Genomic DNA, 14,859 nt, shown 5'->3' with positions numbered 1-14,859 from the left:
GCATCGTCTGTACCTGTGATGGTGATCACGATGTCTTGGGTCGTGCCATCATCGGCTGTCAGTGTGATCGTGTCTGTCACTTGGTCCGCTGGCTGGCCATCTTTCGCACCATCCAAGTCTTGAACCTTGCTTTGATCCAAGGTGTACGTCCACGCACCGTCTACCAGAGTCAGGCTACCGTAAGTACCTTGCACTGGGCTTGTGGTGTCGGCGAACGCTGGGCTGTCATCCGCATCCACATCGCTGATGCTGATCGTGCCTGTCGCCGTCACGGCCGCATCACCTTCGTTACCTTCGGTCACCGCACCTGTGAACGTGCCTGCAACCTCTGGCGCATCGTCTGTACCTACAATATTAATTGTAAGCCTTGTGGTGTCGGTTGCTCCTTGATCATCGGTGACCGTTACGGGGATTTTAAGTGTTAGTCGCTCACCCGCAGCCAAATTACTATAGGCTTCATTAGAGGCATCAAATTGGTATGTGCCATTTTCATTAAAAGTTAAGCCTTTCACTTCTTCTGAAAGGGTAAATGTTAGAGAGGCATCAGCAGGAAGGTCTACATCTTCAGCGGTAACTGCACCACTGACAATAGAGCCTTCTCGCACAATTGCGGCGGAGGCCTGGGCAACAGGCGCATCATTTGTTCCAGTAACCGTAATGTTTAATTGACCTGTCCCTTGGCTTCCTTGATCATCAGTTGCAATAACGTTTATTGAGATTTCTTTTTTCTCGCCTACTGATAACTCATCATAGGAAGAAGCATCAAAACTATAGCTACCATCACTATTAAACGTTAACCCAGTTACAGTGGAAGTCGTTGTGAAAGTGAGTGTTTTGTCAGCAGGAAGGTCAAGGTCAGTGGCACTGATCGTTCCACTTATTGTTAAGTCTTCTGTTACAGATGCCTGCTGATTTTCCACTGTAGGAGCTTGGTTAACAGTTGAAGGATTAGGCGTAGATTCTCCTGATGACGTAATACTTGACCTAGTAGACGTAGAAGGAGCTTGATATGTCGATTCATTTTGCTGACCACGACCAAAACTATTTACATCCGTGTCATTGCCAAAAGTTGGTAGTGCATTGAAGGAATCAGCACCAAATGTAGGTTGGGCGCTATTATCGTTTCTATCAATATCGACATCAAAACGATCTTGTTCTGCTTGAGCATCGCCCGCGGCTGGAGCATCTTGAATTTGAGTAGGGTCTTGACCAGAAAGAATTGCTTGCTGTAGTGCATTAGGATCAGTTGAAGAGTCTGCAACCAACTCTTCGTTATCACCAGTGTTGTATACTTCGTTGGTTATTTCAACGACCGACTCTCTTCCAATCTCGACTTCAGTTCCATCCACAAAGGAAATAACCACACTAGCACTTGCACCAGTCAATACCGTCTCACCAAAGAAAACCGGATCGCCCACTTTCACCACTCGTTCCTGACCATCAATGGATTGAATGGTCACTGAACCTGTTATTTTGGAGATAAAACCGATCGCGCTGCCTTGTGTTGCAAATGATACTTGACTGTCGCTCATGATACGTTTCCTAAAAATGAAGACTAAAAGTAAGTCGTATTAGTTCTATAATTACTCTCAAGATAGGGCAGAAAAGCCAAGATGACTATTGTACCTTGGTACAATCATCTTATTTATGTTCTGCTTTTTACTCTTCTCGATGAATCGCAAGGCTCTTGCGTCCTATTAGGATTGCCATGCATAGGCCAACTCTTTATAATTTGCACACTTTCGGGCACAGATCTTAAACACTTAAGAATCCAACGCTGCGCGATGCCTATTTTCGGAGTCTCTTGACTCACTCAATGAGCCTTAATGGAAGCTTTTTATGTAGCTCCAAATCATGGCGTAACATTCCGAGCTTATTTTTTATAAAACAGGTTAACGAGATAAGAAGCCTATAGAGCAAACTGCTAACCAAATAGCACCTGCTTAATTGCTCCACTTTATTCAGAAGGTAATACATGATCGATACGATAAAACAAGACTGGTTCTCAAACATTAAAGGCGATTCTCTCGCCGGTACTGTGGTTGCACTTGCGTTGATACCTGAAGCTATCGCGTTTTCTATCATTGCTGGCGTTGATCCAAAAGTAGGTTTGTATGCCTCTTTTTGTATCGCTGTTGTCATTTCGTTCTTCGGCGGCCGTCCTGGCATGATTTCTGCAGCGACAGGGGCAATGGCTCTACTAATGGTTACTTTAGTCAAAGATCACGGTTTGCAGTATTTACTGGCAGCAACCCTGCTCACAGGTGTTTTCCAAATTATTGCTGGGTATTTAAAACTCGGGGCACTAATGAGATTTGTTTCGCGATCCGTCGTAACGGGGTTTGTAAATGCCTTGGCCATTTTGATTTTTATGGCTCAATTACCCGAACTAACCAATGTTACTTGGCATGTATACGCGATGACGGCGGCAGGCTTAGGAATCATCTATCTATTTCCATTACTTCCTGTTATCGGTAAAGCTTTCCCTTCTCCACTAATTTGTATCGTTGTACTAACTGCCTTTGCAATGGTTTATGGGTTAGACATTCGCACAGTGGGCGACATGGGCGAACTGCCCGATACACTGCCAATTTTCTTATGGCCAGATGTTCCACTTAACCTTGAAACACTATGGATTATTTTGCCTTATTCATTAGGTCTGGCGGTTGTCGGCTTATTAGAGTCTATGATGACGGCGACCATTGTGGATGAGTTTACTGATACCAGCAGTGATAAGAACCGTGAATGTAAAGGCCAGGGGGTAGCCAATATCGCATCGGGGCTTTTAGGTGGTATGGCGGGTTGCGCCATGATTGGCCAGTCCGTCATCAATGTGAAGTCCGGCGGTCGCGGTCGTCTTTCTACCTTTATTGCCGGCTTCTTACTATTGATCATGGTGGTTTTCTTAGACGACTTAATCGGTCAGATTCCGATGGCCGCTTTGGTCGCTGTCATGATTATGGTGTCTATTGGTACTTTCTCTTGGGAGTCCATTATCAACCTGAAAAAACATCCGCTATCAACTAATATTGTTATGTTAGCAACCGTGTCTATCGTCGTTGCCACACACAATTTGGCGATCGGTGTTTTTGTCGGAGTATTACTTGCTTCATTATTCTTTGCTCATAAGATTGGTCGCTTTATGGTCGTAAAAAGTGAACAAGGTGACAAAACAGGACATCGCACTTATAAAGTAGTCGGACAAGTGTTTTTTGCGTCGTCAGATCAATTTAATGCGTCTTTTGATTTTAAAGAAGCGGTTGAAAGCGTTACGATTGATCTTACTGAAGCACATTTTTGGGATATTACCGCCGTATCCGCACTGGATAAGGTTGTCATTAAATTCCGTCGCGAAGGCGCTGATGTTGAACTCGTTGGAATGAACGAAGCCAGCGCAACCGTTGTTGATAAATTTGGGGTGCACAATAACCCTGAAGAAGTTGAGAAAGTAATGGGCGGTCATTAATAGCCGCCGAATAATAATTAAGTTCTTTGCACAAGGTTACGAGCGAAGCCAAGACAATGCAAAAATAAACGAGAAAGCATAGCTGATAAGCTAACATTTTCAGTCTATTTTTTAACAAAGTAATGGCAGGCTCAGTCGTTGTGCAAAGACCTAAACAAGGAGTGCAATATGACTAATGTAATTGCCTGTATCGATGGTTCTTCTCTATCTGAGTGCGTCACCACAGCATCTGTCTGGGCGGCGAAACAATTGGGCTCGCCATTAACCTTAATGCACTCTCTCGAAAAAGAAACGGTAAGAACGGATGAGGACCTTTCTGGTTCAATTGGACTTGGCAGCCGAGAGCATCTATTAGAAGAGCTCGTTGCATTGGATGCAAAACGCGCCAAGCTTGCCTTAGAACACGGCAAACTCGTCTTAGAGAACGCCAAAGAATTTGCTCATAAGGCCGGCGCGAAGCAAATCGAATTACTTCAACGCCACGGTGACTTAGTCGAAAATCTTCTCGAACTCGAAGAAGAATCCCGCCTGATCGTACTTGGCCGTTGCGGCACTGATCACACTGAAAGCGCCCATACAATTGGCTCCCATATTGAGCGGGTAGCACGCACTTTACATCGTCCAATTCTAATTAGCGTTGGTCAGTTTAAGGCACCAACCAATTTTATGATCGCTTACGATGGTCGAGAAGCGGCCGACAATGCGATCGCACGTATTGCGCAAAGTCCATTATTGCTCGGCTTACCTTGCCACCTAGTCATGGCAGGAGAAGCAACGCGAGAAAAGCGTGAAAAACTCGAAGAGGCACACCGAATTCTTGAAGAGGAAGGCTTTGAAGTCACCGCCTCTATCATTCCAGGCAAGATCTACCCAGTACTGACTCAATACCGTGAAGACAATCAAATTGATCTAATGGCAATGGGAGCCTATGCCCATTCTAAAGTACGTCAATTTTTTGTTGGCAGTAACACCAGCAAAATGATAATCGAAAGCGACATTCCACTTTTGGTTCTGCGTTAAAAAAACCAATACCTTTCAAGGGCGATTTCCATGTAATTCGCCCTTTTTATTGCTATTTAATTTCAGACTTCACTCAACCATGTACTAAACTTTCACAACAAAGTGATAAATGAATTTTTTGTTAAATCTTAAACTAAATTCATATATGGTTTTGCATATATATGCATTTTCCGCATACACTTTGATCAACATTAACTGATGGCTTTTTCCATGACCCCGGAACATTTCTATAAAGCGCTTGCCGATGACACCCGTTTGCGAAGCTTATTGTTGATTACCCAATATCAGGAATTATGCGTTTGTGAACTCACCGAAGCTCTGAAGCAAACACAACCTAAGATCTCTCGTCACCTTGCCCAGTTACGCAAGAATGGCGTGCTAAGTGATCGACGACAAGGACAATGGGTGTTTTATCAGTTACATCCTGACTTACCTCATTGGGCTAGAAGTGTTTTACAGATCACATTAGACAATCAAATTTTGTGGTTAAAAGACAATGTAGACCAACTCGAAACCATGAATGGCAGACCCAAACGAACGGGTTCTTGCTGTTAATAAAACAATTTTCATCATTTATTTGAGACAACATAATGACTATTAAAGTAGGAATAAACGGCTTTGGTCGTATGGGACGACTTTCTTTCCGAGCAGCTTTTGACTGGGAAGATGTTGAATTTGTAAAAATAAACGATCTAAAAGGCGACGCAGCTACGCTAGCCCACTTACTTAACTTCGACTCAATTCATGGACGCTGGCACAATGAGGCAAGAGTTGAAGGCAACAATATTATAGTAAATGGCAAAAGCATCGCTTGTACTCAACACAGCGCAATAGCAGAAACAGACTGGTCACAATGCGATGTCGTCATTGAAGCCACTGGCGTAATGAAGTCCAAAGCGGCTTTACAAGCCTATTTAGACCAAGGTGTTAAACGCATTGTCGTCACAGCACCAGTCAAAGAAGACGGTGTCATAAACATTGTTATGGGTGTAAATGACAAGGACTACATTCCCAGCCTACACTCAATCGTCACTGCCGCCTCATGCACCACTAACTCACTTGCACCAGTCGTCAAAGTGCTACAAGAAAACATTGGCATTAAGCATGGTTCTATGACCACCATTCATGACATCACCAATACGCAAACTATCATAGACGCCCCACACAAAGACTTACGTCGCGCTCGCGCTTGTGGCAGTAGTTTGATTCCCACCACCACAGGTTCAGCAACCGCCATTACACATATATTTCCAGAACTGATGGGTAAACTAAATGGCCATGCGGTCCGAGTACCTTTGACCAATGCTTCTTTAACTGACTGCGTATTCGAAATGAAACGCCCAACATCAAAAGAAGAGATCAATCAATTACTACAAACTGCCAGTGAAGGAGAACTAAAGGGGATTCTGGGCTATGAAATACGCCCGCTGGTATCCATTGATTACCGTACAGATCCTCGTTCTTGCATCATTGACGCCCCTAGCACTTTGGTCATTAACGACACCCAAGTCAAACTCTACGTGTGGTATGACAACGAATGGGGCTATGCTAACCGCACAGCAGAGCTGATGTACAAAGTTGGCCAACTCGATAAATAGCCTGTTAGCAAAAACAAAGTAAGAGCGAAGTAAACAATCCATGCTGTCAAAATTACCCACCAATGTTCGTCAGTATCTTATCATCACCGGTAACTACTGGAGTTTCACGTTAACTGACGGCGCTTTGCGCATGCTGGTCGTGCTGTATTTCTACCAGCTCGGTTATGGTGCTTTAGACATAGCTTTGCTCTTCTTGTTTTACGAGTTTTTCGGTGTTATCACCAACCTCTTTGGCGGTTGGCTTGGAGCCAAATGGGGGCTTAATCGCACTATGAATATTGGGCTTGCTCTGCAAATCATCGCTCTTTCTATGCTGCTACTTCCGAACCAATATTTAACAGTACCATGGGTCATGGCCGCGCAAGCCTTGTCCGGCATAGCCAAAGACCTCAACAAAATGAGTGCAAAAAGCGCCATAAAAACCCTCGTGCCTAAAAATGCTAGCGGCACTTTGTACAAATGGGTTGCCCTACTCACTGGATCAAAAAATGCGCTCAAAGGCGTCGGCTTTTTCTTAGGCGGACTGTTATTGAGCACGATAGGTTTTCATCATGGCATTTTAGTGATGGCTCTCACATTAACGCTTGTCTGGCTTAGCAGTCTATACCTACTGCAGGGCGATTTGGGTAAATCTAAAAACAAAGCTAAATTCTCAGAAATACTGTCTAAAAGCCGTGAAATCAACCTACTTTCAGCCGCTCGACTTTTCTTATTTGGTGCTAGGGATGTATGGTTTGTCATTGCTGTACCCGTTTATTTGTCTAGCCAATTTGGTTGGGATCACTGGCGGGTGGGAAGTTTTCTTGCCTTGTGGGTTATCGGCTATGGCCTAGTGCAAAGCCTTGCCCCCCATGTCACAGGCAAAGCAAAACAGCAGAACCCAACTGGCGCACAGGCCAAATTCTGGGCAATACTGCTAACCGCCATTCCCGCCTCTATAGCCATTGGCTTACAGAGCGTCGATGACACTTTAGCGGTTTTGCTCATTGGGCTTATCCTGTTTGGGGTGGTATTTGCGGTTAATTCATCTCTACACAGTTATTTGATCGTGCATTATGCCAGCGAAGATGGCGTGTCTTTGGATGTGGGCTTTTATTATATGGCGAATGCCATGGGTAGACTCATAGGTACGATTTTGTCTGGCTGGATATATCAAGACTTCGGTTTGATTGCTTGCCTCTGGGTATCATGTGGTTTTCTTTTTCTCACCAGTGTTATTTCATTTTGGTTACCACAAAAAGCCTGCCACAAATCTTCGCCTTGATTTAAATAAAAAAAACGCCAAGCCTATTCGGTTATCAACCGATACACTTGACGCTTCTTCCAATAAGAACTAACGGTAACTAATGAGAACCTATCGCTTTGATATGCAGCTTACCCACTTCGGCTTCTGTCACCTCTACTTTCGTCCCAGCCTCAATAAAATCTTCGCTTATTAAAGACCATTCGATACCGGAGTAGTGATATTTAGGCGACAAAGTCGGTGACACAGGCTCTTTGAGAATAAACTGATGATCGGTAAACTCGCTTTTCGCTTTCTTTGTGCTTACTTCCGACTGCAAACGCTTCAACGGCTGCCATAATATTAAAGCGGCAACCGCTGTAATCACGCCGGTGCTTAAAGAAGCACTCAATACACTATTCGGCAACACACCAAAGTACACTAAAGCGCCTGTGGCCATTGCAGCTAAGCCAACGAAAAAAAGCACAAAGGTCGAAAAGCCTAACACGGTGACTTCAATGACCAGCAGAATCAAACCAACAATAAACAAGCTTTGCGCCAGATTATTGGCAATGATATCCATAGCTAGCTCCCTTTTGTCATTTTCTGAATAATGGTCATCGCCTGAGCCACCACAGCAGAGGCTTCTGTTGCGCCATCGGGCAATAGCACCACAGACGACTCTTTGGCAATGGCTTGCTTGGCTTCAATGGCTTTCGTAGCAAGATCAAGCTGAATCGCTTTTTGCCCTTCCTCAGTCGCGGCCGCTTCACCCACTTGACGAAGCGCTTCGGCCTGAGCCGACGCAACCGCCACAATAGCCTTAGCCTCACCTTCAGCACGCAGCACCTGCTCTTCTTTCTCGGCTTCAGCCGCTAGGACGACAGACGCTTTTTCACCTTCAGCACGGTTGATAGCTGCCTGACGATCCCCTTCGGATTCCAAGATCTGCGCTCGCTTCACACGTTCCGCCTTCATTTGGGCTTCCATTGCCTCCATGACAGATTGCGGAGGTACGATGTCTTTTATCTCATAACGCAACACCTGAATTCCCCACGGGCCTGCTGCATCATTAATAGAAGACACAATATTGGTATTTAGCAAGTCACGCTCTTCAAATGTTTTGTCCAGTTCCATTTTACCTAGCTCAGAACGCATCGTTGTTTGCGCCAATTGAGTCACAGCAAAAACATAATTATCAACGCCATAGGTCGCTTTGTAAGGGTCTAATACGCGGAAATACAATACGCCATCGACATGCAAGGATATATTATCCTTGGTAATGGCACTTTGTTCAGGCACATCAACCGCCTGCTCTTTTAACGTACGATCTGCGGAAATACGATCAATAAAAGGAAAGATAAAGTTCAATCCCGCTTCCTTTGTGGATTGATACTTACCAAAACGCTCAATCACATAGGCTTGATTCTGTGGCACAAACTTAATCGAAGTTTTTAGCAACAAAACCACCAGTACAAGTACCAGAGTTTGAACGCTTAATAGATAGCCCAATAACTCTTCCATAACAATGAATCCTTAATTATCAATAACATATACGGCTTATAATTTTCTACGTTGCTCTGAATTACCGCGCACAAAAATACAAGCAGAACGACAAATTTATCGCTACCATAAGTAAGCCCTGTTATGGGGCAAAAGTCATCAACTAAACCAGACTAAATAGAACAATTGACGAGATCTTTGCACTATGACAAGCACCGAGTCCTTCCGCTATCAACATATTCTTGAATATCCAGGTACGGTTATTTGTGAAGCGACGCTAGGTGAATTCCATTTTCAGCCCCATTACCACTTAGACTACCACATTGGTCTCGTTACCCATGGCTCCCAACACCAGACCGTAAACCATAACACCCTAGACCTTTTACCGGGACAAATTTGCTTAATGCCACCAGGTGAAGTACATGATGGATCTGGACGAGACAATACCAAACGCCATTTGAAAACCGTGCGAGTTCCTATTGAACTCATGCAAACGATTCGTCTGGATAGCCAGGATAAGGACTCACCATTCGAACTTGCTCCTGCCGTGATCGACAACCCAAGTCACAATCAAGCCTTTATCCAGCTCATTAGAGCATTTGCCCCGAGTCAGCACGCCAGCCAGCTTCAAAAAGAGAGTTTATGGACCTCAGCTCTTTCAAATCTAATACTGGCATCAGAGAAAAAAGCACAAATCCAAGAGATGCCAGCTCTAACTGAACAACAAATTCGAACCGTTCGAGACTATTGCGAAGCCAATATATCCAGCAAAATTTCACTCAACAATCTTGCTAAACTTTGTGGGTTAACACGGTTTCAATTTATTCGACGCTTTCAAAAGCAAACAGGGCTGGCCCCACATGCTTGGTTAATGCGCTTAAGATTGGAAAAAGCGTGTGCGCAATTAGCCAAACCGAATGCGGTAATCACCGACATCGCTGCCGATGTCGGCTTTTACGATCAAAGCCATTTCAATCGCGCGTTTAAACAAGCTTTTGGCGTTGCACCGTCAAGCTATCGCTCTTAATCATGCTTTTTCTTGGGCTGCAAACGCCTTTGCTGAAGCGATAAAAGCCTCAACACCTTCTTTGGGGGTTCTAAAAGAGGTTACCAGCCTGATCACGCCTTCTTCCCAGCGGCCGCCATAAAAACCAAAACCTTCAGCTTGAAGGTGTTCAATCATGTCGGTAGGCAAGGTACAGAACAGCATATTGGCTTGCGCTGGCGTGTTAATTTTCACCCCAGGAATGGTTTTTAGGCCGTCTTGTAACAAAGCCATCATTTCATTGGCATGTGTGGCATTTTTGCGCCACAACTCATTGGTTAAATAGGCGATCATTTGTGAAGAAAGCAAACGCATTTTCGAATGCAAATGCCCACCACGTTTGCGGCGATAACCCAGCTCTTTTGCCACTGTTTCACTCGAAATGCCTTTCGCTTCCAAAGTCTGTTTGAACACGACAATGGCTTCTGCGGCCATGACGCCATTTTTCGTAGCCCCAAAGGACACAATGTCCACACCTGCCTTCCAAGTCATTTCCGCTGGCGTACAACCTAAAGCCAGCAAAGCATTAGCAAAACGTGCACCATCCATGTGAACAGGCAACCCCGCCTCTTTCGCCACATCGGTAATGGCTTGAATCTCTTCTAACGAGTACACGCTGCCCACTTCGGTCACTTGTGACAAACTGATCACCGATGGCTGACAAGAATGCACATCACCAATTTTTTGACTGACTAATTTCGTAAGCTGAGCAGGATCCATCTTCGCATCAGAACCTCCAACCCCAACAAAGCGCGCCCCATTGGTATAAAACTCTGGAGCCGTACATTCATCGTTTAATAAGTGACTTTCTGTGTGACACAGTACGCTGCCCCATGGTGGCGTTAACGCACTAATACTTAAAACATTCGCGGCGGTTCCCGTAGAAACCAAAAAGACATCCACGTCGCATTCAAAAAGCTCCGACAACATACGGGTAACTTGCGCCGTGCCATCATCATTACCGTAGGGCATGGCATCGCCTTGTGACGCTTCCATCATAGCTTGGAAAACAAACTCTGAAGCACCGGCAATATTGTCACTGGTAAACGCAACCTTCATTGAACCACTCCTTTAATAAGATTATTCCAGATCAGTGAGTAATATCATGACAGCGTTTAAAAATGATCGCTTGGATTTTTGTGCAGAATAGTCATTCGGACGAAATTATTTGAACCTAGTGGTTTCGTTGTAGCCACTCTTTTTTAAGAATGGCATATTGGAAGGTATTCTCATATTTGGGCGTGCCATCAGGATGATTAACAAAGGTCACAAACTCCATAAAGCACCCTTCTTGACGCATCCCGAGCTTCTTACATAAAGCTTGAGAACGAACATTATCATCCTCCACATAGGCATAAATGCGTCGAACACCTTTCTGCATAAATAAGTAATCGAGCAATGCCATTGCACTTTCGCTGGCGTAACCTTTGCCTTCATACTTGGCATTGAAGTTCCAACCGACCGAATAGGTATCGGCAGACCAGGTTTTCTCCTCTAATTTCGATGAGGCTTGAGATTCACCACTTTTAGAAGGGTCGCCATGCATATCATCTTCATGCAGAAATAGGTCGCCAATCACTTCACCCGTTTCTTGCAAACAAACCGCGAGACATGAATCGTCCTGACTGCGCTTTTCAGCCTCAACGATGGCCTGCTCCATCGTTGACACTTTGCCATCGATAAAACAATTCACTCTGGGGTTAGATAAGTAGTCAAATAAATCAGCCGCATCCGACACGGTGAAACGTCTTAGCTGTAAACGAGGGGTAAAAATATCTTGCATCATAAAGCCCAAAATGGATTGACCTAAATGGTCTTTAGGTCAATCACTTAGAAATAAAATCTAGCATAGATCAAGAGTGTAACGTGGGACTGAGCAAAAGCCAATAATGAGAATCGATCTCATAAATCAAACCCTTAACACCACTGTAGCCTGCAAACGGCTTTGCCCAAAGCGTGACATCTTTTCAAACTCATCACGGGCAATGGGCACAAACTGACAATCCAGTGGGCTTGGCGGATCATCAGGCAATTGTTTGTCATCATCTAGATCTGGATCATGCACCAAAATACAATGTTCATCGTAACCAGACATGACAACCCAATGGGGCGATTTTTTACCGTCCATACGAAAAGTGCTGATCAAGATAATTGCTAAGGCGCCCTTATCAAAGGCTTCAATCAATTGTTCCAATGGCATTGCAGCATAATGCAGAGGAACACCAACTTCCTCACATTGCTGAGCAAAGCTTTCATGCACACGAGTGATGACACTTTTCTTTAATTCGTTACGGACACTATCAACAAATAACGGACCAGCCTCACTTAACCAAACATCCGCTGACAAGCCACGTTTCTTCGCGGCCAAAGCCAATCCCATAGGATGACAACCACCATGACCAGATGTCATAAAAATAGTCGTCGCTTCACGCCAAATTTCCAGCTCATCGTGTGGTGTCGCTTGATAATCTGGATGCATTGAAGACAACACCATTTGCAAGGACGCCGGGCCACAGGTGAAAGGTGTGCCCTGAGCTAGCCAAGGAATCGCACGAGTATTTTGCTCACCACCAGCGTAGCGAAGACGTTTCTGCATACGAATCGCATCAGTTTGATCTTCATAGTAAGCATCATAGTGGCCAAATTCTTTGTAGCCCATCTTTTGATACAAGGCGATCGCATTATGATTCACATCACTGACTTCCAAACGCAGCAACATCTTGCCTTTTTTGAGAGCCTTTTCTTCACAGGCTTGCACCAATAACTTCGCAATACCAAGACCACGCGCATTAGGCGATACAGCCAGCGAATATAAACGCGCCAAATGAGTACCCTGTCGCAGGTGTAATAAGGCATAGCCGAGTAAATCACCACTTTCCCCCTTTGCAATAAAGAGCGCAGAGCCATTACTGGTGATCGCGTTACGAAAACTGCGGCGACTCAAACGATCCCCTTTAAAAGCGCTCTCTTCTATCGCTAATAAAGCCTTAAGATCATTTAAATGGGCCAAACCAATATCTATGTTAGACAAAGTTGAAATAGCGGTAGGTGTATTCATGGCATCGCCTCGAAAGGGCAAAAGGTCGCAAGGATCGTCAAATACGCGGTTAGACATCAAAGACGAAAAGCCACCATCAGACGATGTAAATTTTTGCGAATTCTAGGGCTAAATTTCTCTAAAAGATAGTTTATTTATTCATCAAGAAAACAATTTATTTTTTCATACAAAAACGCACTTTTGATGTCACGAAAAAAGTGAAAGAGAGCCCATTTTTAACCAAAAAATATCAAGCGCAATCGTCGTAAAAAGATCTTTTAGCCTATTGTTAAATTCATAAATTAAGCGCAATATCCGCACAAATTGAGGACATTTTTTAAACACCTTTTTAAGGTGCTTTTGCTCATTTCGAGCCCATTTCAATAGAAGGAAAAACAGAACTAATGTCGCAGACATACATTGTTGTTGATCAGGCCAAAGATTGGTCGGCGTTTCTTCCCAGTGATCGAGTGATCACCTTTACTCAATACCTAAACTTGGCTTCAACCAAAAGCCAAGGACGCACTCGGATCATCAACTTATGTAAAAGCAGTAAATATCTGTCTGACGGCTATTATTGCTCCTTGTTGGCAGAAAGTCGTGGTCACCACGTTATGCCTTCTGTGCGTGTGCTCAACGACTTAAGCAAAAAAGACCTATATGAGTTAGAAATTTCTCAATGGCTACCATTATTGGCCAAAAAACTCGCCAAACCAGAAACAACAACAGAGCTAAAGTTTCACTGTGTATTTGGTAAAACGATTCATCCAGAGATGAAGGAATTCGCGCGTAAACTGTTCGAGAGTTTTCCGAGCCCTGTATTGGAAGTTACGCTAAAGTATCGTAAAGAATGGCAAGTTACCGCGTTGCAATCCACCTCCCAAAGTAAACTGAACGATGAGGAAGAAACCTTATTCGCAGAATCCCTTGAAGCATTTAGTAACAAGGTATGGAGCAAGGGTCGTACACAACGTACTGCAAAATTCGATATGGCAATTTTGGTAAACCCTGAAGAAAAGCTACCACCAAGCGATGAACAAGCCATTAAAAAGTTTATTCAAGCCGGCAAGCAATTGGGAATTCACGTGGATACCATTGGACCTAAAGACATCATGCGTCTGCCGGAATACGATGGCTTGTTTATTCGTGAAACAACCAACATCGACCACCACACCTACCGCTTTGCCAAAAAGGCAGAAGGCTTAGGCTTGGTCGTTATGGACGACCCACAATCCATCATGCGCTGTACCAATAAAGTTTATTTAGCCGACTTGTTCAACACTCACAAAGTGCCGTGTCCAAAAACACGCATCGTACACAAGGGTGAAAGCAACGTGGAAGACGCATTGGAAGCCGTGATCAGCTATCCAATGGTGGTAAAAATTCCCGATGGCGCTTTTTCAAAAGGCGTGATCAAAGCGGAAAATCGTGACGCTTTAACCGAAAGCTTAAACACCTTGTTCAAAAAGTCTTCTTTGTTATTAGTACAAGAATACCTTTACACTGAATTCGATTGGCGTATCGGTGTCCTGAATAACAAGCCGATTTTTGCCTGCCGTTACTACATGGTGAAAGATCACTGGCAGATCTACCAACACAGTGACAGTGCCAGCGAAAGTGGTGGTTTCGATACCTTACCAACGTTTGAAGTGCCTCGTCGCGTGTTACAAGCTGCCATTGCTGCAACCAAACCTATTGGCGATGGTCTTTATGGTGTAGACGTAAAAGAAATTAATGGCCGCGGTTACGTGATCGAAGTAAACGACAACCCAAGTATCGACCGAGGTGTGGAAGACAAATATCTGGGCAACGAACTTTACATGCACATCATGTCAGAGTTCTTGCGCCGTATGCAGGTCAAGCGTGGCGACCAACCCGCTTACTAGAAAAACGCTAAAGGCGACTCGAAGTCGCCTTTTTTTGTTTTTCGATTACGCAAGTACGTTTGTTTCCTCTCAGTCGATTTTT

Annotated in this window: 13 protein-coding genes; 7 read left to right on the top strand and 6 right to left on the bottom strand. The window is 44.3% G+C overall.

Translation table 11 applies throughout. The features are described from left to right. Positions 1–1,532 (bottom strand): retention module-containing protein (locus tag C0J08_RS08385; protein ID WP_212655695.1); only part of this gene is annotated, 1,532 nt, incomplete at its 3' end. Between the two features lie 443 nt (positions 1,533–1,975). Here C0J08_RS08385 and C0J08_RS08380 point away from each other — a divergent pair. From C0J08_RS08380 to arsJ, 5 genes are all read left to right on the top strand, one after another. Beyond that, positions 1,976–3,466 carry a SulP family inorganic anion transporter gene (locus tag C0J08_RS08380; RefSeq protein ID WP_212655694.1) on the top strand — a complete coding sequence of 497 codons (1,491 nt, stop codon included), beginning with the start codon at positions 1,976–1,978 and terminating at the stop codon, positions 3,464–3,466. A gap of 168 nt (positions 3,467–3,634) precedes the next feature. Continuing rightward, positions 3,635–4,486 (top strand): universal stress protein, encoded by an 852-nt coding sequence (locus C0J08_RS08375; protein ID WP_212655693.1) that lies wholly within the window; start codon positions 3,635–3,637, stop codon positions 4,484–4,486. Between the two features lie 210 nt (positions 4,487–4,696). After that, positions 4,697–5,041 (top strand): metalloregulator ArsR/SmtB family transcription factor, encoded by a 345-nt coding sequence (locus C0J08_RS08370; protein WP_212655692.1) that lies wholly within the window; start codon positions 4,697–4,699, stop codon positions 5,039–5,041. Between the two features lie 35 nt (positions 5,042–5,076). Beyond that, positions 5,077–6,084 (top strand): ArsJ-associated glyceraldehyde-3-phosphate dehydrogenase, encoded by a 1,008-nt coding sequence (locus C0J08_RS08365; RefSeq protein WP_212655691.1) that lies wholly within the window; start codon positions 5,077–5,079, stop codon positions 6,082–6,084. Positions 6,085–6,124: 40 nt separating this feature from the next. Continuing rightward, positions 6,125–7,348: an organoarsenical effux MFS transporter ArsJ gene (gene arsJ, locus C0J08_RS08360; protein ID WP_212655690.1), complete on the top strand. Its 1,224-nt coding sequence runs from the start codon at positions 6,125–6,127 to the stop codon at positions 7,346–7,348. 79 nt (positions 7,349–7,427) lie between these two features. Here arsJ and C0J08_RS08355 read toward each other — a convergent pair whose 3' ends face one another. Both C0J08_RS08355 and C0J08_RS08350 read right to left on the bottom strand, forming a co-directional pair. After that, entirely contained in the window at positions 7,428–7,889 is a 462-nt protein-coding gene (locus C0J08_RS08355; RefSeq protein WP_212655689.1) for an NfeD family protein, read from the bottom strand. A gap of 2 nt (positions 7,890–7,891) precedes the next feature. After that, positions 7,892–8,830, bottom strand: a complete 939-nt coding sequence (locus C0J08_RS08350) for an SPFH domain-containing protein (RefSeq protein WP_212655688.1) — start codon at positions 8,828–8,830, stop codon at positions 7,892–7,894. A gap of 184 nt (positions 8,831–9,014) precedes the next feature. Between C0J08_RS08350 and C0J08_RS08345 the strand changes: the two genes are divergently transcribed. Further along, the gene (locus C0J08_RS08345; RefSeq protein ID WP_212655687.1) at positions 9,015–9,836 is read left to right on the top strand and encodes a helix-turn-helix transcriptional regulator; all 822 of its coding nucleotides are present in this window, start codon (positions 9,015–9,017) and stop codon (positions 9,834–9,836) included. Here the strand turns inward: C0J08_RS08345 and C0J08_RS08340 are convergent, their stop codons facing one another. From C0J08_RS08340 to C0J08_RS08330, 3 genes are all read right to left on the bottom strand, one after another. Continuing rightward, positions 9,837–10,913: a threonine aldolase family protein gene (locus C0J08_RS08340; RefSeq protein ID WP_212655686.1), complete on the bottom strand. Its 1,077-nt coding sequence runs from the start codon at positions 10,911–10,913 to the stop codon at positions 9,837–9,839. Between the two features lie 115 nt (positions 10,914–11,028). Beyond that, a complete protein-coding gene (locus C0J08_RS08335; protein ID WP_212655685.1) occupies positions 11,029–11,637 on the bottom strand; it encodes a GNAT family N-acetyltransferase in 609 nt (202 codons plus the stop codon). Between the two features lie 126 nt (positions 11,638–11,763). Beyond that, the gene (locus tag C0J08_RS08330; protein ID WP_212655684.1) at positions 11,764–12,912 is read right to left on the bottom strand and encodes a GNAT family N-acetyltransferase/peptidase C39 family protein; all 1,149 of its coding nucleotides are present in this window, start codon (positions 12,910–12,912) and stop codon (positions 11,764–11,766) included. 383 nt (positions 12,913–13,295) lie between these two features. On the opposite strand from C0J08_RS08330, the gene C0J08_RS08325 reads away from it, so the two are divergent. Further along, on the top strand, positions 13,296–14,777 hold the full coding sequence (locus tag C0J08_RS08325; RefSeq protein WP_212655683.1) for a RimK family ATP-grasp domain-containing protein: 1,482 nt from the start codon (positions 13,296–13,298) through the stop codon (positions 14,775–14,777). The last annotated feature ends 82 nt before the right edge of the window (positions 14,778–14,859 follow it).

The sequence above is a fragment of the Marinomonas sp. CT5 genome (genome assembly GCF_018336975.1).
In the GTDB taxonomy this organism is placed as follows: domain Bacteria; phylum Pseudomonadota; class Gammaproteobacteria; order Pseudomonadales; family Marinomonadaceae; genus Marinomonas.
This window is presented reverse-complemented; position numbering and strand designations above follow the sequence as displayed.

Coding starts and splice junctions, on each gene's coding strand:
- C0J08_RS08380 (WP_212655694.1), top strand. CDS start 1,976: ATGATCGATACGATAAAACAAGACTGGTTCTCAAACATTAAAGGCGAT.
- C0J08_RS08375 (WP_212655693.1), top strand. CDS start 3,635: ATGACTAATGTAATTGCCTGTATCGATGGTTCTTCTCTATCTGAGTGC.
- C0J08_RS08370 (WP_212655692.1), top strand. CDS start 4,697: ATGACCCCGGAACATTTCTATAAAGCGCTTGCCGATGACACCCGTTTG.
- C0J08_RS08365 (WP_212655691.1), top strand. CDS start 5,077: ATGACTATTAAAGTAGGAATAAACGGCTTTGGTCGTATGGGACGACTT.
- arsJ (WP_212655690.1), top strand. CDS start 6,125: ATGCTGTCAAAATTACCCACCAATGTTCGTCAGTATCTTATCATCACC.
- C0J08_RS08355 (WP_212655689.1), bottom strand. CDS start 7,889: ATGGATATCATTGCCAATAATCTGGCGCAAAGCTTGTTTATTGTTGGT.
- C0J08_RS08350 (WP_212655688.1), bottom strand. CDS start 8,830: ATGGAAGAGTTATTGGGCTATCTATTAAGCGTTCAAACTCTGGTACTT.
- C0J08_RS08345 (WP_212655687.1), top strand. CDS start 9,015: ATGACAAGCACCGAGTCCTTCCGCTATCAACATATTCTTGAATATCCA.
- C0J08_RS08340 (WP_212655686.1), bottom strand. CDS start 10,913: ATGAAGGTTGCGTTTACCAGTGACAATATTGCCGGTGCTTCAGAGTTT.
- C0J08_RS08335 (WP_212655685.1), bottom strand. CDS start 11,637: ATGCAAGATATTTTTACCCCTCGTTTACAGCTAAGACGTTTCACCGTG.
- C0J08_RS08330 (WP_212655684.1), bottom strand. CDS start 12,912: ATGAATACACCTACCGCTATTTCAACTTTGTCTAACATAGATATTGGT.
- C0J08_RS08325 (WP_212655683.1), top strand. CDS start 13,296: ATGTCGCAGACATACATTGTTGTTGATCAGGCCAAAGATTGGTCGGCG.